The sequence below is a fragment of the Streptomyces sp. YS415 genome (assembly GCF_023544665.1).
GTDB lineage: Bacteria > Actinomycetota > Actinomycetes > Streptomycetales > Streptomycetaceae > Streptomyces.
Genome location: NZ_JAMJFL010000011.1, coordinates 19,260 through 35,851 on the forward strand (window position 1 = coordinate 19,260; position 16,592 = coordinate 35,851).

General features: G+C 71.6%; 16 protein-coding genes. 3 read left to right on the plus strand and 13 right to left on the minus strand.

The window, feature by feature from the left end; translation table 11 throughout:
* Positions 1-142 precede the first annotated feature (142 nt).
* From truB to rimP, 7 genes are all read right to left on the minus strand, one after another.
* Positions 143-1,048, minus strand: coding sequence for a tRNA pseudouridine(55) synthase TruB (gene truB / locus M8H82_RS16000; RefSeq protein ID WP_250074445.1), 906 nt, complete (start codon positions 1,046-1,048; stop codon positions 143-145).
* Positions 1,045-1,491 carry a 30S ribosome-binding factor RbfA gene (gene rbfA / locus M8H82_RS16005; protein ID WP_250074446.1) on the minus strand — a complete coding sequence of 149 codons (447 nt, stop codon included), beginning with the start codon at positions 1,489-1,491 and terminating at the stop codon, positions 1,045-1,047. Before rbfA ends, truB begins: the two co-directional genes overlap by 4 nt.
* A gap of 33 nt (positions 1,492-1,524) precedes the next feature.
* A complete protein-coding gene (locus M8H82_RS16010; RefSeq protein WP_250074448.1) occupies positions 1,525-1,818 on the minus strand; it encodes a DUF503 domain-containing protein in 294 nt (97 codons plus the stop codon).
* A gap of 134 nt (positions 1,819-1,952) precedes the next feature.
* Positions 1,953-5,105, minus strand: coding sequence for a translation initiation factor IF-2 (gene infB, locus M8H82_RS16015; protein ID WP_250074449.1), 3,153 nt, complete (start codon positions 5,103-5,105; stop codon positions 1,953-1,955).
* Positions 5,106-5,252: 147 nt separating this feature from the next.
* A complete protein-coding gene (locus M8H82_RS16020) occupies positions 5,253-5,531 on the minus strand; it encodes a YlxR family protein (protein WP_250074451.1) in 279 nt (92 codons plus the stop codon).
* A gap of 90 nt (positions 5,532-5,621) precedes the next feature.
* Entirely contained in the window at positions 5,622-6,608 is a 987-nt protein-coding gene (nusA, locus tag M8H82_RS16025) for a transcription termination factor NusA (protein WP_250074453.1), read from the minus strand.
* A gap of 2 nt (positions 6,609-6,610) precedes the next feature.
* Complete coding sequence (gene rimP, locus M8H82_RS16030) at positions 6,611-7,120, minus strand: ribosome maturation factor RimP (RefSeq protein WP_250074455.1); 510 nt, start codon at positions 7,118-7,120, stop codon at positions 6,611-6,613.
* Between the two features lie 195 nt (positions 7,121-7,315).
* Here rimP and M8H82_RS16035 point away from each other — a divergent pair, with 195 nt between their 5' ends.
* From M8H82_RS16035 to M8H82_RS16045, 3 genes are read left to right on the plus strand one after another with little or no spacing between them, the layout of a single operon-like run.
* The gene (locus M8H82_RS16035; RefSeq protein ID WP_250074820.1) at positions 7,316-7,843 is read left to right on the plus strand and encodes a hypothetical protein; all 528 of its coding nucleotides are present in this window, start codon (positions 7,316-7,318) and stop codon (positions 7,841-7,843) included.
* Positions 7,840-8,304, plus strand: coding sequence for a ferritin-like domain-containing protein (locus M8H82_RS16040; protein ID WP_250074457.1), 465 nt, complete (start codon positions 7,840-7,842; stop codon positions 8,302-8,304). Before M8H82_RS16035 ends, M8H82_RS16040 begins: the two co-directional genes overlap by 4 nt.
* A gap of 26 nt (positions 8,305-8,330) precedes the next feature.
* Positions 8,331-9,230 carry an aminoglycoside phosphotransferase family protein gene (locus M8H82_RS16045; RefSeq protein WP_250074459.1) on the plus strand — a complete coding sequence of 300 codons (900 nt, stop codon included), beginning with the start codon at positions 8,331-8,333 and terminating at the stop codon, positions 9,228-9,230.
* Between the two features lie 112 nt (positions 9,231-9,342).
* Here M8H82_RS16045 and M8H82_RS16050 read toward each other — a convergent pair whose 3' ends face one another.
* The 6 genes from M8H82_RS16050 to dxr all read right to left on the minus strand — a co-directional run bounded on the left by M8H82_RS16050 (position 9,343) and on the right by dxr (position 16,557).
* Complete coding sequence (locus tag M8H82_RS16050; RefSeq protein WP_250074461.1) at positions 9,343-11,046, minus strand: proline--tRNA ligase; 1,704 nt, start codon at positions 11,044-11,046, stop codon at positions 9,343-9,345.
* Between the two features lie 40 nt (positions 11,047-11,086).
* Complete coding sequence (locus M8H82_RS36620; protein ID WP_374211665.1) at positions 11,087-11,659, minus strand: GNAT family N-acetyltransferase; 573 nt, start codon at positions 11,657-11,659, stop codon at positions 11,087-11,089.
* 19 nt (positions 11,660-11,678) lie between these two features.
* Positions 11,679-12,527, minus strand: a complete 849-nt coding sequence (locus tag M8H82_RS16065; protein ID WP_250074462.1) for a GNAT family N-acetyltransferase — start codon at positions 12,525-12,527, stop codon at positions 11,679-11,681.
* Positions 12,528-12,672: 145 nt separating this feature from the next.
* The gene (gene ispG / locus M8H82_RS16070; protein WP_250074464.1) at positions 12,673-13,830 is read right to left on the minus strand and encodes a flavodoxin-dependent (E)-4-hydroxy-3-methylbut-2-enyl-diphosphate synthase; all 1,158 of its coding nucleotides are present in this window, start codon (positions 13,828-13,830) and stop codon (positions 12,673-12,675) included.
* A gap of 169 nt (positions 13,831-13,999) precedes the next feature.
* Positions 14,000-15,292 (minus strand): RIP metalloprotease, encoded by a 1,293-nt coding sequence (locus M8H82_RS16075; RefSeq protein ID WP_250074822.1) that lies wholly within the window; start codon positions 15,290-15,292, stop codon positions 14,000-14,002.
* Positions 15,293-15,300: 8 nt separating this feature from the next.
* Positions 15,301-16,557: a 1-deoxy-D-xylulose-5-phosphate reductoisomerase gene (gene dxr, locus M8H82_RS16080; protein ID WP_250074467.1), complete on the minus strand. Its 1,257-nt coding sequence runs from the start codon at positions 16,555-16,557 to the stop codon at positions 15,301-15,303.
* Positions 16,558-16,592: the final 35 nt, after the last annotated feature.

Here is a 16,592-nt window from a genome sequence, read left to right on the forward strand (position 1 = left end):
GAGCGCCTGCCCACAAGGGTGAACAGACGGGGGCAGGTGGATACACCCTAGGGGTGGGGGAACCGAGGGGGACCGTGGAGCGGCGGGCAGTGAAAGACCCCGTGCGCGCCGCTCCGCGGGCGGAGAGGGGGCCTCATGGGCCTCAGCCGAAGACGGCCAGGCTCTTCGCCTTGCCCTTGTGCTCCTCGACCAGCGCCAGGAAACGGCCCTCCGCGTCGAAGACCGCGACCGCGCCCCGGCCCGCGTACTCCTCGGGCATCTCAAGCCGGACGCCGTTGGTGAGCAGCCGCGCCCGCCTGGTGTCCACGTCCCAGCGCGGGAACGCGGCCGTGGCGGCCTCGGCCAGCGGCAGCACGGTCAGCTCCTCCTGGAGCTGGTCCAGCGTCTTCGCCCCGTCCAGCCTGTACGGGCCCACGCGCGTCCGGCGCAGCGCCGTGAGGTGGCCGCCGACGCCCAGGCCGGCACCGAGGTCACGGGCGAGCGCCCGGATGTAGGTGCCGGAGGAGCAGACGACCGACACCACCAGGTCCAGGACGGGGGTGCCGTCCTCGGCGACGGCGTCCCGGATGTCGTAGACCTCGAAGGAGGAGACGGTGACCGGACGGGCCGGGATCTCGAACTCCTCCCCCTCGCGCGCCCGCTTGTAGGAGCGCACGCCGTTGATCTTGATGGCGCTGACCTTGGACGGGATCTGCATGATGTCGCCGGTCAGCTTGGCGATCCCGGCGTCGACGGCGTCCCGGGTGACCTTCGAGGCGTCCTGCGACCCCGTGATCGCGCCCTCGGCGTCGTCGGTCAGGGTCGTCTGGCCGAGCCGGACGGTGCCCAGGTACTCCTTCTCGGTCAGCGCGAGGTGACCTAGGAGCTTGGTGGCCTTCTCGACGCCGAGGACGAGCACGCCCGTCGCCATGGGGTCGAGGGTGCCGGCGTGGCCGACGCGGCGGGTCCTGGCGATCCCGCGCATCTTGGCGACCACGTCGTGCGAGGTGAAGCCCGACGGCTTGTCGACGATGACAAGCCCGTCGGGCGTCCGGTTCTGCTGGGTCATTCGGCGGTGTCGTCCTCGTCCTCGCCCGGCTTCTTGTACGGGTCCGGCTCACCGGCGTAGGTGGCGCCGGCCGAGACCTCGCGCACCTTCTCGTCGGACTGGCGGGCCCGGTCGAGGAGGTCCTCGATGGTCCGGGCGGTGTCGGGCAGCGCGTCGGCCACGAAGGTGAGCGTCGGGGTGAACTTCACGCCCGCCGCCGCACCGACCGCGCTGCGGAGCACGCCCTTGGCGCTCTCCAGCCCGGCGGCCGCCGCGGCCCGCTCCTCGTCGTCCCCGTACACCGTGTAGAAGACGGTCGCCTCCCGCAGGTCACCCGTGACCCGGGTGTCCGTGATGGTGACGTGCGAGCCGAGCCGCGGGTCCTTGATCCCGCGCTGCAGCTTCTGGGCCACCACCTCCCGGATGAGGTCCGCCAGCCTTTTCGCCCGCGCGTTGTCGGCCACTGGTCCGTCTCCTTAAGTGTCTTTCTTCTTGCATCAGTCTTCGTCGCTGTGGAGCCTGCGTCGAACCGAGAGCAGTTCCACCTCGGGCCGTCCGGCGACCAGCCGCTCGCAGCGGTCCAGTACGTCGGAGAGGTGACCCGTGTCCCCGGAGACCATCGCGAGACCGATCTCGGCCCGGCGATGAAGGTCCTGGTTCCCCGTCTCGGCCGCGCTGACCGCGTACTTGCGCTGGAGCTCGGCCACGATCGGACGGACGAGAGAGCGTTTCTCCTTCAGCGAGCGAACGTCGCCGAGAAGCAGGTCGAAGGAGAGAGTCCCCACATACATGTGCGTATCCGGATGTCCCGCCGGTTCGGGGTACGGGCGCCACGCATCGACGCCGATACGGGAACCGTACACGCAACGGCCGGGGCCGATCGACGGAAATAACTTCCGCCGACCGGCCCCGGTCGCGTGTCAGGTCACGCGCGCGGCTTCTCGCGCATCTCGTACGTCGCGATGACGTCGTCGACCTTGATGTCGTTGAAGTTGCCGAGGTTGATACCGCCCTCGAACCCTTCGCGGATCTCGGTGACGTCGTCCTTGAAGCGACGCAGGCCCTCGATGTTGAGGCTCTCCGCGACCACCTTGCCGTCGCGGATGAGGCGCGCCTTGGTGTTGCGCTTGACCTCGCCCGAGCGGATGAGGACACCGGCGATGTTGCCCAGCTTGGACGACTTGAAGACCTCGCGGATCTCCGCCGTACCGAGCTCGACCTCTTCGTACTCCGGCTTGAGCATGCCCTTGAGGGCCGCTTCGATCTCCTCGATCGCCTGGTAGATGACCGAGTAGTAGCGGACGTCCACGCCTTCGCGCTCGGCCATCTGCGCCGCGCGGCCGGCCGCACGGACGTTGAAGCCGATCACGATGGCGTCCGAGCCCATCGCCAGGTCGATGTCCGACTCCGTGACCGCACCGACACCGCGGTGCAGGACGCGGATGTCGACCTCTTCGCCGACGTCCAGCTGGAGCAGCGAGGACTCGAGCGCCTCGACGGAACCGGAAGCGTCACCCTTGATGATGAGGTTGAGCTGCTGGATCTCGCCGGCCTTGAGCACCTTGTCCAGGTCCTCGAGGGAGACACGGCGCGTGCGCTTGGCGAACGCGGCGTTGCGCTCACGGGCGGCGCGCTTCTCGGCGATCTGACGGGCCGTACGGTCCTCGTCCACCACCAGGAAGTTGTCGCCCGCACCCGGGACGTTGGTCAGGCCCAGGACCTGGACCGGCGTCGACGGGCCGGCCTCGGCCACGCTGTTGCCGTTGTCGTCGTGCATCGCCCGGACTCGGCCGTACGCGTCGCCGACCACCATGGTGTCGCCGACCCGCAGCGTGCCGCGCTGGACGAGGACCGTCGACACGGCACCGCGGCCGCGGTCGAGACGGGACTCGATCGAGATGCCCTGCGCGTCCTGGTGCGGGTTGGCCCGCAGGTCGAGCGAGGCGTCCGCGGTGAGGATCACGGCCTCCAGCAGGGAGTCGATGTTCAGACCCTGCTTGGCGGAGATGTCGACGAACATGGTGTCGCCGCCGTACTCCTCGGCCACCAGCCCGTACTCGGTGAGCTGACCGCGCACCTTCGTCGGGTCGGCGCCCTCGACGTCGATCTTGTTGACCGCGACCACGATCGGCACGTCGGCCGCCTTGGCGTGGTTGAGCGCCTCGACCGTCTGCGGCATGACGCCGTCGTTGGCCGCGACGACGAGGATCGCGATGTCCGTCGACCGCGCACCACGGGCACGCATGGCGGTGAACGCCTCGTGACCCGGGGTGTCGATGAAGGTGATCTTGCGCTCTTCGTCGTTGACCTCGGTCGCGACCTGGTAGGCACCGATGTGCTGGGTGATGCCGCCGGCCTCGCCCGCGATGACGTTCGTCTTGCGGATGGCGTCGAGCAGTCGGGTCTTTCCGTGGTCGACGTGACCCATGACGGTGACGACCGGCGGGCGGACCACCAGGTCGCCCTCGTCGCCCTCGTCCTCGCCGAACTCGATGTCGAAGGACTCGAGCAGCTCGCGGTCCTCCTCCTCCGGGCTGACGATCTGAACCGTGTAGTTCATCTCGTCGGCGAGGAGCTGGAGCGTCTCGTCGGAGACGGACTGCGTGGCCGTGACCATCTCGCCGAGGTTCATCATGACCGCGACGAGCGACGCCGGGTTGGCGTTGATCTTCTCCGCGAAGTCGGTGAGCGAGGCACCGCGCGACAGGCGAACGGTCTCGCCGTTGCCGCGAGGCAGCATCACACCGCCGACCGACGGGGCCTGCATGGCCTCGTACTCCTGGCGCCTCTGCCGCTTCGACTTGCGACCGCGACGCGCGGGACCGCCGGGACGGCCGAAGGCGCCCTGCGTGCCACCACGGCCACCGGGACCACCGGGACGACCACCGAAGCCGGGACGACCGCCGCCACCGCCACCGGGACCACCGGGACGACCGGCGAAGCCGCCGCCACCGCCACCGGGACCACCGGGACGACCGGCGAAGCCGCCGCCGCCACCGGGACCGGCCGGACGACCGGCGAAGCCGCCGCCACCACCGGGACGACCGCCGCCACCGCCACCGGGACGACCGCCGCCACCGGGACCGCGGCCACCGGGGCCACCGCCGCCGGGACGCGGGCCCGCGGCGGGACGCTGCGGCATCATGCCGGGGTTCGGACGGGGACCGCCGCCGGGACGCGGGGCGCCGCCCTGCGGACGGGGCATGCCGCCCGGGGTGGGACGCGCGCCGCCCGGACCCTGCGGACGGGGACCGCCGGCAGCGCCCTGGGGACGAGGACCGCCCTGGCCCTGACCCTGCGGACGCGGAGCGCCGCCGGGAGCGCCGGGACCACCCTGGCCGCCGGGACGCGGGGCACCACCCGGACGGGGCGCCTGCGGGCGCGCCATGCCGGTGGAGCCACCGGAGGTGAACGGGTTGTTGCCCGGACGGGGACCGGCCGGACGGGAGCCCGGACGCGGGGCCTGACCGGCCGGACGCGGGGCGCCGGGACGGTCGCCGCGGTCACCGCGGCCCTGGCCGGGACCGGCCGGACGGGAGCCCGGACGCGGCGCCTGACCGGCCGGACGCGGGGCGCCCGGACGCGGGCCGGAGCCCTGACCCTGGCTCGGAGCCTGGCTCGGGGCCTGGCTCGGGGCCTGGCTGCCCTGGGAGGCGGCCGGCGCGGCGGGAGCCGACGGCGGTGCCGTGAACTCGGGCGTGGTCGGAGCCGGGGACGCCGGCGCGGGGCGCGGCGCGGGCTTCGGGCCCGGACGGGGGCCGGGGGCGGCCGGCGCGGCGGGAGCCGCGGGCTGCTCGGCGGCGGCCGGCTTGGGGGCCGGCGGGCGCGGGGCAGCCGGACGGGCGGCCTGCGCGGGAGAGGGGGCTGCCGGCCTGGCCGGAGCAGCCTTGCGTGCGGGGGCGGACTTGCCGCCTCCATTGCCCTGCTGGAGGGCATCAGTCAGCTTGCGTACGACGGGCGCCTCGATCGTCGAGGAAGCCGAACGAACAAATTCACCGAGTTCTTGGAGCTTGGCCATGACGACCTTGCTCTCCACCCCGAACTCCTTGGCGAGTTCGTATACCCGGACCTTAGCCACTTCGCTCCTTTTAGGTCCGGGTTGCGGCCGGACCGTCGCTACTTCATGGGCGTACTCATCGCGTGCTCATCGAGTGCTCATCGCAATCTCGACCTACTTCCAACTCGCGGGGTACCTGGGCCGCGCGGGGGTTCCGCGCGACGCTTCTTACGGTGTTGCCTGCTCGACGTAGAGGCGCAACGCCTTGGTGTCGAGCGGACCCGGGGCGCGCAACGCCCGTGGGAACGCCCGACGGCGTACCGCCAGGTCGAAACAGACCAGGGCGGGGTGCACGTACGCACCCCGGCCGGGCAGCGTACCGCGATGATCGGGGACACACTCGTCCTCGATCGCCACGATGCGCAGCAAGTCCTTCTTGGCCGCTCGCTCCCGGCAGCCCACGCAGGTGCGCTCGGGGCATGCTGGGGCTTGCGTCCGGCCAGACACTGTTAAGTCTACCTCCCCGCACCGACCTCACCCCTTTGGGGCAAGAATCGAACGGTTGTTGTCGTGATCTCAGCCACCAGCGGCCGGGTTCTATTCCCCGGGCTGCTCGGTGTCGGGACGGATGTCGATGCGCCAGCCGGTCAGACGGGCCGCGAGCCGGGCGTTCTGCCCTTCCTTGCCGATCGCCAGTGACAGCTGGTAGTCGGGCACGGTCACCCGTGCGGACCGGGCCGCCATGTCCACGACCTCCACCTTGGAGACCCGGGCCGGCGAGAGCGCGTTCGCCACCATCTCGGCCGGGTCGTCCGACCAGTCGACGATGTCGATCTTCTCGCCGCTCAGCTCGCCCATGACATTGCGCACACGGCCGCCCATGGGGCCGATGCAGGCGCCCTTGGCGTTGAGCCCGGAGCGGGTGGAGCGGACGGCGATCTTCGTGCGGTGTCCGGCCTCACGGGCGATGGCGGCGATCTCGACGGAACCGTCGGCGATCTCCGGCACCTCCAGGGCGAAGAGCTTCTTCACCAGGTTCGGGTGCGTGCGCGAGAGGGTGACGGAGGGGCCGCGAACGCCCTTGGCCACCCGTACGACGTAACTGCGCAGCCGCATGCCGTGCGGGTAGGTCTCGCCGGGCACCTGCTCCTGCACCGGCAGGATGGCCTCCAGCTTGCCGATGTCCACGAGCACGTTCTTCGGGTCGCGGCCCTGCTGGACCACTCCGGTGACGATGTCGCCCTCACGCCCCGCGTACTCGCCGAGCGTGGCGTCGTCCTCGGCGTCGCGCAGCCGCTGCAGGATGACCTGCTTGGCGGTGGTGGCGGCGATACGGCCGAAGCCGGACGGGGTGTCGTCGAACTCGCGGGCCTCCTGGCCCTCGTCGAGGTCCTCGGGGTCCTCCTTCGCCCACACGGTCACATGACCGGTCTCCCGGTTGAGCTCCACGCGCGCGTGCCGGCGGCTTCCCTCGGTGCGGTGATAGGCGATGAGGAGGGCCGACTCGATCGCCTCGACCAGCAGGTCGAAGGAGATCTCCTTCTCCCGGACCAAACCCCGCAGGGCGCTCATGTCGATGTCCACGGCTACGCCTCCTCCTCTTCCTTCATGTCCTTCTTGTCCTTGCGACTGAACTCGACCTGGACGCGGGCCTTGGCGATGTCGCCGAAGGCGAGCCTGCGGTTGGTGGCCTTGCGGCCCTTCACTCCGGGTACTTCCAGGTCCACGCCGTCCTCGTCCACGGTCAGGATCCGCGCGACCAGTTCCCCGTCCTCGGCGAGCTGGAATCTCACCAGGCGGTCGACCGCGCGCACGTAGTGCCGGTGCTCGGTGAGCTCGCGCTCCGCACCGGGGGTACCCACTTCGAGGTCGTACGCGCCGTCACCCATCGCGTTGGTCTCGTCGAGCTTGGCCGAGAGCGCACGGCTCACATCGGCGATCCGGTCCAGATCGGCACCGGTGTCCGAGTCGACGACCACACGCAGCACCCGCTTGCGCCCGACGGAGTCCACGGCGATCTCTTCGAGATCGAGGCCCTGAGAGCTGACGAGGGGTTCCAGGAGTTCTCGCAGCCTCTCGCTCTGGGTCGTGCTCATCCGGGTGACTCCTCGGCCGCGTGTGCTGTTGTGGGATGGGTCGCGTGTCTGGTCAAAGGGTATCGGGTCCCAGGGTGTGTTGCCGTCCATCAGGGAGCGGACGGGTGCCGGTGGGTGGTCTCGGACATGTCCACGGGTACCGTGATCACGGGTGTGCTGCCCTCCCTCTCCGTACGAGCACCGAGGACGTCTGCCGTGCCGTTTCCCCCGCCGCCGCGCCTGCCCTCGGGGCCGCGCAGAAGGAGCCTGCTCGCCGCGGCCACCGGTGCCGCGCTGCTGGGGGGCTGTTCACCCGGTCCGGACACCGACGGCACCGCCGGCAGCCCGTCGGCCGCGGACCGCGCACGCGCGCATGCGGCCCGCGACAGCGCGGAGCTGGTGGACCGCTACGACGCGGTGATCGCCGCCCATCCGGCCCTGGCGGACCGGTTGCGGCCGCTGCGCGCGGAGGTGGTGCGGCACGCGGAGGCGTTCGGCGGTACGGCGGCGGCCGGGCCGGTGAACCCGTCCGCTTCGGGGAACCCGTCCGCGTCGGCGACATCGCCGGCGGTGCCGTCCGACGAGAAGGGCGCCCTCGCGGAACTCGCCGCCGCCGAACGGACGCTGTCGGACCGCAGGACCGGGGCGCTGTCGGCGCTGCCCGGGGAACTCGCCCGGCTGCTCGCCTCGGTGGCGGCTTCCGGGTCGGCGCATGTGTATCTGCTGACGGAGGGTGCGGCGTGAGCAAGGCCGAGGCCGGGGAACTGACCGCGCTCCAGGCGGCGCTGGCCGCCGAGCACGCGGCGGTGTACGGGTACGGCGTCGTCGGCGGCCGGATCCGGCAGGAGCGCCGCGCCGAGGCCCGCGGGGCCTACGACGCCCATCGGGCGCGCCGGGACGCCCTGGTGCGCGAGGTGCTGGACCTGGGCGGGGAGCCGGTCGCGGCGGAGCCCGGGTACGCGCTGCCGTTCGCGGTGGCCGACTCGGCGGCGGCGACCCGGCTGGCCGCCGAGGTGGAGGACCGGGTGGCCGGGGTCTACTCGGATCTGGTGCGGGCGGCCACCGGCGCGCGGCGTCGTACGGCCGCCGAGGCGCTGCGGGAGGCGGCGGTGCGGGCGGTGCGCTGGCGCGGTGAGAGCGTAGCCTTCCCTGGGCTCGCCGAGCGGGCGGCCACCGGCTCGGCATCGGCGACGCCCCCGGCGTGACGTGAACTGGAAGGAAACTCTCGCGTATGGCTTTCGAACCGCCGCGGCGTCTGGTCAGGGCGCTCGGTGAGACGGCACCGGACGCCGACGGCTGGCTGGAGAAGCTGCCCGAGGCGACACAACAGGCCGTGGCACTACGCGAGTTGACCGTGGAGCGGGTGCAGGTGCCCGGCGGGCGCAGCAGCCTGGTCGTGCTGGTACGGCGGGCGGACGGCACGCCGGCCGTGCTGAAGCTGGCCCCGCCGCGGGCCCGGCCGGAGAGCGAGCGCGCGGCGCTCGCGCACTGGGGCGGCCGGGGCGCCGTACAGCTGCTGGAGTCCTCCGTCACGGAGGGAGTGCTGCTGCTGGAGCGGCTGCACCCGGACGTGTCGGTGCGGTCGTTGCCGGAGGCGAAGGCGCTGCTGGAGGCGGCGGGGACGCTGCGCCGGCTGTGGGTGGAGCCGCCCGGGGACCATGTCTTCGAGACCGTGGCCGAGCGGACGGGGCGGCAGGCCGAGGCGATGCGGCTCGGCTCCGCGGGTGACGCGGGAGCGGCGGAGCTGGTGGACGCGGCGCTCGCCGCGCGGGAGGAGCTGCTGGCGGCGCCGCCCGAGCACCGGCTGCTGCACGGCACGTTCCGGCAGAGCAAGGTGCTGGCGGGGGAACGGACGCCGTGGCTGGCCGTGGGGCCGGATCCCGTGGTGGGCGAGTGCGCGTTCGACTTGGCCCGGCTGGTGCGGGACCGGGTGGAGGACCTGATCGCCTCGCCGTCGGGAGCGGCCACGACGCGCCGCCGCATCAAACGGCTGGCCGAGTCCCTGGAGGTGGACCAGGAACGGCTCCGCGGCTGGACCCTGTTCCGGGCCGTGGAGTCCGGCGTGCGCGCCCTGCGCGTGGGCCGCCCGCAGGACGCCGAACTGCTGCTGGAGTTCGCGGGCTGGCTGTGAGGGGACTCCTCCCCCGGCTGCCGGGTGCGGGGTCCGTCGTGGCCGGGTCGCGCAGTTCCCCGCGCCCCTGACGGGGTGCCGCACCGGCCCGGGGCCGGTGCGGCCGCTGCCGTTAGGCCGTCAGGCGGGCGATCGCCTCGTCGACCGTGAGCTCCTCGCGCTCGCCGGTGCGGCGGTCCTTGAGCTCGACGACACCCTCGGCCGCGCGGCGTCCGGCCACCAGGATCTTGGGGACGCCGATCAGCTCGGAGTCGGTGAACTTCACGCCCGGGGACACCCCGGCGCGGTCGTCGCACAGGACCCGCAGGCCCTTCGCCGCCAGCTTCTCGGCGACGTCGAGGGCGAGTTCGGTCTGCAGGGCCTTGCCGGCGGCGACCACGTGGACGTCGGCCGGGGCGACCTCGGCGGGCCAGCACAGGCCCTTGTCGTCGGCGGTCTGCTCGGCGAGCGCCGCGACCGCGCGGGAGACGCCGATGCCGTAGGAGCCCATGGTGACGCGGACCGGCTTGCCCTGCTGTCCGAGGACGTCGAGCTTGAGGGCGTCGGCGTACTTGCGGCCGAGCTGGAAGATGTGGCCGATCTCGATGGCACGGTCCAGCTTGAGGCCGGTGCCGCAGTTCGGGCAGGGGTCGCCCTCCTGGACGACCACGACGTCGACGTACTCGGCGACCTCGAAGTCACGGCCCGCGACGACGTTCCTGGCGTGCGTGCCCTCCTTGTTGGCGCCCGTGATCCAGGAGGTGCCGGGGGCGACGCGCGGGTCGGCGAGGTAGGTGACCTTCTCGCCCAGGCCCTGCGGACCGACGTAGCCGCGCACCAGGTCGGGGCGGCCCGCGAAGTCCTCCTCGGTGACCATCTCGACCGTCGCCGGGGCGAAGTGCGCCTCGACCTTGTCCATGTCGACCTCGCGGTCGCCGGGGACACCCACGGCGACGATCTCGCCGTCGACCTTCACCAGGAGGTTCTTCAGGGTCGCCGAGGCCGGGACGCCGAGGTGGGCGGCGAGGGTCTCGATGGTGGGGGTGTCCGGGGTCGGGATCTCCTCGAGCGCGGCCACGCCGTCGGCGTCCACCGGCTTCAGGGCGTACGTGATCGCCTCGGTGTTGGCCGCGAAGTCGCAGTTCGGGCAGTCGGCGAAAGTGTCCTCGCCGGCCTCGGCCGGGGCGAGGAACTCCTCGGACTTGGAGCCGCCCATCGCGCCCGCGGTGGCGGCGCAGATGCGGTAGTCCAGGCCGAGGCGCTCGAAGACGCGCTGGTAGGCCTGGCGGTGCAGGGCGTAGGACCGGGCGAGGCCCTCGTCCTCCGTGTCGAAGGAGTAGGAGTCCTTCATCAGGAACTCACGGCCGCGCAGGATGCCGGCCCGGGGGCGGGCCTCGTCGCGGTACTTGTGCTGGATCTGGTAGAGGATGACCGGCAGGTCCTTGTAGGAGGACGCCTGGTCCTTCACCAGCAGGGTGAAGATCTCCTCGTGGGTCGGGCCGAGCAGGTAGTCGCCGCCCTTGCGGTCCTGGAGGCGGAACAGCTCCTGGCCGTACTCGTCCCAGCGGCCCGTCGCGTCGTACGGCTCACGCGGCAGCAGGGCGGGGAGCAGCACCTCCTGGGCGCCGATCGCGTCCATCTCCTCGCGTACGACGCGCTCCACGTTGGCGAGGACCCGCTTGCCGAGGGGCAGCCAGGACCAGATGCCGGCCGCCGTGCGGCGGACGTACCCGGCGCGGACGAGCAGCTTGTGGCTGAGGACCTCGGCGTCCGCCGGGTCGTCGCGCAGCGTCTTCGCCATCAACTGGGACATGCGCTGGACCGGTGCGTTCGCCATGGTTCGTGTACTCCTGCTGCGTGAGGGTGATGGCAGGAGGTTAGCCGGGCGGTACGGGACGGTGGAAATCGGTTCTGTCCCCCTGCCGCCTGCGCAGGGGCAGGGGGGCACCCATCACGGCGTACGGCCTCGGGGCGCTGGGGAAGAGGACCTGTCGGGCGAGGTCCTGGTAGCCGAGGGAGTGGTAGAGGCCGCGGGCCGGGCTGTCGGTGTCGATCGCGGAGAGGATCGAGCGGGGTTCGCTCGCGCTGTCGGTGATGGTGGTGATCAGCGCGCGGCCGAGTCCGCGGTTCTGGTACTCCGGGTGGACGTGCAGCTCGGTGATGACGAAGGAGTCGTCGAGCCAGTGGTCGTTGCCCCGGCCGCGGAGGTACGGCTCCACGACCGTGGACCACCAGTGGGTGCGGTCGTTCGGCATGCCGTAGACGAATCCGACGAGCCGTCCGTCCTCGGTGGCGCCGAGGGCGCGGGCGCCGGGATAGGCCATGTGACGCAGGACGATCTGACGGCGTACGACCACCTCGTCGGCGCCGAGCCCGAAGGCGACGGCTTGGACGGCCAGGGCCTCGTCCACGTGGGCCGGCAGATCCAGGGGGCCGATGACGAGGTCCATGCGGGGAGGGTACAGGGAGCTAAAAGAGGACGCTCATGAAGGCGCCGACCTCTTCGAAGCCGACCCTGCGGTACGTCCTTCTGGCGGCGGTGTTGAAGTCGTTGACGTAGAGGCTCACCACCGGGGCCACGTCCGCGAGGGCATAGCGCAGGACGGCCGCCATGGCGGGGGCGGCCAGGCCCTGGCCCCGGTACTCGGGGGCCACCCAGACGCCCTGGATCTGGCAGGCGCGGTCGGTCGCGGCGCCGATCTCCGCCTTGAAGACGACCCGGCCGTGTGCGTCGAGGCGGGCGAAGGAGCGGCCGGAACCGACCAGTTCGGCCACCCGGGCCTGGTACAGCAGGCCGCCGTCGCCCGCCATCGGGGAGACGCCGACCTCTTCGGTGAACATCGCCACGCACGCCGGCATGATCGTGTCCATCTCGTCCTTGCGGATCCGGCGGACGCGGGGGTCAGGGGCGATGTCCTCCGGCATGCGATCGGTGACCATGAGGGGCTGGCGGGAGCGGACGTCCCGGGCCGGGCCCCAGTTCGGTTCCAGCAGGCGCCAGAGCTGGGCGGTGGGTTCGGCCGGGCCCACGATCGACGAGCAGCGGCGGCCCGCCCGGCGGGCCCGGTCGGCGAAGGCGCGGACGGCTCGGGGGGTGGCGCAGATGGGGACGAGGTTGGCGCCGGCGTAGCACAGGGACGTGAGCATGCCGTCCTCGTACCAGCCCCACATCTCGCCGCCGAGGCGCCAGGGGTCCAGGCCGGCGACCTGGACCCGGGACGTGACGAAGGCGTTCGTCACGGGCTCGCGGTCCAGTACGGCGAGCGCTGCGTCCAGGTCGCTCGGTTCGAGGACCCGGGAGGTGGTCTGGGTCAGCAACTGCGGGGCCTCACACTAAAGACAGCTGATCTCCGCACTGTACCTGGCGGGGATGTGGAGTGCCGCCCTGCTGAAGTGCAACCGGCCGGGGCGCTGCTCGCCGGGAGGGGCCGCCGCGCGGTCCTGCTCAGACCGTCTCCGGGACTCAGCCCGCCACCGAGACCGACGGCTCGCCCGACTCGATGCCCGCGTCCTGCATCTGCTCGGCCAGCTTCATGGCTTCCTCGATCAGGGTCTCCACGATCTTCGACTCGGGCACCGTCTTGATGACCTCGCCCTTGACGAAGATCTGGCCCTTGCCGTTGCCGGAGGCGACGCCGAGGTCGGCCTCGCGGGCCTCGCCGGGGCCGTTCACCACACAGCCCATGACCGCGACGCGGAGGGGGACCTCCATGCCGGTCAGGCCCGCGGTGACTTCCTCGGCCAGCTTGTAGACGTCCACCTGGGCGCGGCCGCAGGACGGGCAGGAGACGATCTCCAGGCCGCGCTGCTTGAGGTTCAGGGACTCCAGGATCTGGATGCCGACCTTGACCTCCTCGGCGGGCGGCGCCGAGAGGGAGACGCGGATCGTGTCGCCGATGCCCTGGGAGAGCAGGGCGCCGAAGGCGACCGCCGACTTGATCGTGCCCTGGAAGGCGGGCCCCGCCTCCGTGACACCGAGGTGCAGCGGGTAGTCGCACTGGGCGGCGAGCTGCTTGTACGCCTCGATCATGACGACCGGGTCGTTGTGCTTCACCGAGATCTTGATGTCGCGGAAGTCGTGCTCCTCGAAGAGCGAGGCCTCCCACAGGGCCGACTCGACGAGCGCCTCGGGCGTCGCCTTGCCGTACTTCTGGAGCAGTCGCCGGTCCAGCGAGCCCGCGTTCACCCCGATGCGGATCGGCGTGCCGTGGTCCTTCGCCGCCTTCGCGATCTCCTTGACCTTGTCGTCGAACTGCTTGATGTTGCCGGGGTTCACCCGGACCGCGGCGCAGCCGGCCTCGATGGCCGCGAAGACGTACTTCGGCTGGAAGTGGATGTCCGCGATCACCGGGATCTGCGACTTGCGGGCGATGGTGGCGAGGGCGTCCGCGTCGTCCTGCGTGGGGCAGGCGACCCGCACGATCTGGCAGCCGGACGCCGTCAGCTCGGCGATCTGCTGGAGGGTCGCGCCGATGTCGGACGTACGGGTCGTCGTCATCGACTGGACGGAGACCGGGGCGTCGCCGCCCACCGCGACCGTGCCCACCTGGATCTGCCGGCTCTTCCGGCGCTCGGCAACCCTGGTCGGAACGGACGGCATGCCGAGAGAAATCGCAGTCATCTGCTGTGCAACCCCAAGTCGTGGATCAAGGTCCGGCCCCGTCAGCAGCGGGCTCCAGGCTTCGAGATTACGGCACGGGCCACGGCGAGAGCACATCACGGCCCGTAAACCCACTCGATGGAAGGCGGCCCGGGACACAGGATCCCGGGCCGCCGTGAACGCCGTATGGCTAGGAGATTCTCACCGGGTTGACCACGTCGGCGATCAGCACCAGGAGCGTGAAGCAGACGAAGATCCCGGCGACCACGTAGGCGACCGGCATCAGCTTGGCCACGTCGAACGGGCCCGGGTCCGGACGGCGCAGCACCCTGGCGAGGTTGCGGCGCAGCGACTCCCACATCGCGCCCGCGATGTGGCCGCCGTCGAGCGGCAGCAGCGGGAGCATGTTGAACAGGAACAGGGACAGGTTGAAGCCGGCCACCAGCATGACCGCCATGGCCAGCTGCTGGGAGGCGGGGATGTCGAGGGTGAAGATCTCGCCGCCCACCCGGGCCGCGCCGACCACGCCCATGGGCGAGTCGGACTCGCGCTCGCCGTCGCCGAAGGCCGCGTCCCACAGGGCCGGGATCTTGGCGGGCAGGGCGGCGAGGGAGTCGACGGCGTCGACGACCCGGTCGCCCATCCAGGTCACGGAGTCGCCGAAGTCCTGTTTGACGATGCCGGTGGCGGCGCTGAAGCCGAGGAAGCCAGCGGTGACGTACTCGCCCTGGACGATCTGGCCGCCGGCGTCCTTCTTGGCGACCTGGTTGGTGGCGATCGTCGCGGTGAGGGTGACCTCCTGGCCGTCCCGGTCGACGACGATCGGCACCTCCTTGCCGGGGTTGGCGCGGATCAGGTCGGAGAGCTTGTTCCAGTCGTCGGTGCGCACCCCGTCGAAGGCGACGATCTTGTCGCCGGCCTTCAGGCCCGCGGCGGCGGCCGGTGCGGCCGGGTCGGACTTCTCGCAGGTGTCGCGGTTCTCGCTCTGGGCGATGACGCACTGGGAGACCGAGCTGACGGTGGTGGTCTGCTGGGAGATGCCGAAGCCCATGAGCACGGTGAAGAACAGGCCGACGGCGAGGACCAGGTTCATGAAGGGGCCCGCGAACATCACGATGACCCGCTTCCACGGCTTGCGCGTGTAGAAGAGGCGGGTCTCGTCGCCCGGCCTGAGTTCCTCGAACGCGGCCTCGCGGGCGTCCTCGATCATGCCGCGCCAGGGCGAGGTGGAGCGGGCTTCCAGACGGCCGTCGGGGCCGGGCGGGAACATGCCGATCATGCGGATGTAGCCGCCGAACGGGATGGCCTTGATGCCGTACTCCGTCTCGCCCTTCTTCCGCGACCAGAGGGTCGGGCCGAAGCCGACCATGTACTGGGGCACGCGGATGCCGAAGAGCTTGGCGGTGGACAGGTGCCCCAGCTCGTGCCACGCGATCGAGAACAGCAGCCCGACGGCGAAGACCACTATGCCGAGGATGAACATCAAGGTCGTCATGCACGGGCCTCCGCCGTCTGTGCCGCCAGTTCCCGGGCCCGGGTGCGCGCCCAGGTCTCCGCTTCGAGGACGTCCGCGACGGTGAGTGAGGTTCCCGTGACCGGGGTGCCGTGCTCCTGGACCACCCGGGTCACGGTCTCCATGATCCCGTTGAACGGCAGCGCGCCGGCCCGGAAGGCCTCCACGCTCTCCTCGTTGGCGGCATTGAACACCGCCGGGGCCGTGCCCGCGAGCTCACCGACGTGGCGGGCGAGGTTCACCGACGGGAACGCGTCGTTGTCGAGCGGGAAGAACTCCCACGTCGAGGCCCTGCTCCAGTCGAAGGCGGGCGCCGCGTCGGGGACGCGCTCGGGCCAGCCCAGACCGATGGCGATCGGCCCGCCCATGTCGGGGGGCGTCGCCTGGGCGATCGTGGATCCGTCGGTGAACTCGACCATCGAGTGAACATACGACTGGGGGTGCACGACGACCTCAATGCGGTCGAAGGGAATGTCGTAGAGAAGGTGTGCCTCGATGACTTCCAGGCCCTTGTTGACGAGGGTCGCGGAGTTGATCGTGATCACCGGGCCCATGGCCCAGGTGGGGTGGGCGAGGGCGTCCTCTACGGTGACGCTCGCGAGCTCCTGCTTGGTCCGGCCGCGGAAGGGGCCGCCGGACGCGGTGACGACGAGCTTGCGTACGTCCGCGCGCGTGCCCGAGGCCAGCGCCTGGAACAGCGCGGCGTGCTCGGAGTCGACCGGGATGATCTGGCCCGGCTTGGCGAGCGCCTTGACCAGCGGGCCGCCGACGATGAGCGACTCCTTGTTGGCGAGCGCGAGGGTGCGGCCCGCCTCCAGGGCGGCGAGGGTCGGGGCCAGGCCGATCGAGCCGGTGATGCCGTTCAGGACGGTGTGGCAGGCGGAGGCGGCGACCTCGGTGGCGGCCTCCGGTCCGGCCAGGATCCCGGGCAGCGGCTCACCGGCGCCGTACCGCGCGCGGAGGGCCTCGCGCAGCTCGGGTACGGCGTCCTCGCGGGCGACGGCTACCGTGCGGACCCCCAGCCGGTGGGCCTGTTCGGCGAGGAGGGCGACGCGGCCGCCGTTGGCGGAGAGCGCGGTGACCCGGAAGCGGTCGGGGTTGCGCAGCACGAGGTCGATGGCCTGGGTGCCGATCGACCCGGTGGAGCCGAGGATCACCACGTCCTTCGGGCCGTCTCCCGCGACGGGGTCGTACACCAGGTGCGGGTCGGCGAGGGGGGCAGGAGAGTCGCTCATTCCTCCATTGTTGCCGCAAGCGCTGTGCGGGGGGA

Bases quoted from the DNA above. Each gene is read 5' to 3' on its own strand.
- truB (WP_250074445.1), bottom strand. From the start codon at position 1,048: ATGACCCAGCAGAACCGGACGCCCGACGGGCTTGTCATCGTCGACAAG.
- M8H82_RS16010 (WP_250074448.1), bottom strand. From the start codon at position 1,818: ATGTATGTGGGGACTCTCTCCTTCGACCTGCTTCTCGGCGACGTTCGC.
- rimP (WP_250074455.1), bottom strand. From the start codon at position 7,120: ATGAGCACGACCCAGAGCGAGAGGCTGCGAGAACTCCTGGAACCCCTC.
- M8H82_RS16045 (WP_250074459.1), top strand. From the start codon at position 8,331: ATGGCTTTCGAACCGCCGCGGCGTCTGGTCAGGGCGCTCGGTGAGACG.
- M8H82_RS16050 (WP_250074461.1), bottom strand. From the start codon at position 11,046: ATGGCGAACGCACCGGTCCAGCGCATGTCCCAGTTGATGGCGAAGACG.
- M8H82_RS36620 (WP_374211665.1), bottom strand. From the start codon at position 11,659: ATGGACCTCGTCATCGGCCCCCTGGATCTGCCGGCCCACGTGGACGAG.
- ispG (WP_250074464.1), bottom strand. From the start codon at position 13,830: ATGACTGCGATTTCTCTCGGCATGCCGTCCGTTCCGACCAGGGTTGCC.
- M8H82_RS16075 (WP_250074822.1), bottom strand. From the start codon at position 15,292: ATGTTCATCCTCGGCATAGTGGTCTTCGCCGTCGGGCTGCTGTTCTCG.
- dxr (WP_250074467.1), bottom strand. From the start codon at position 16,557: ATGAGCGACTCTCCTGCCCCCCTCGCCGACCCGCACCTGGTGTACGAC.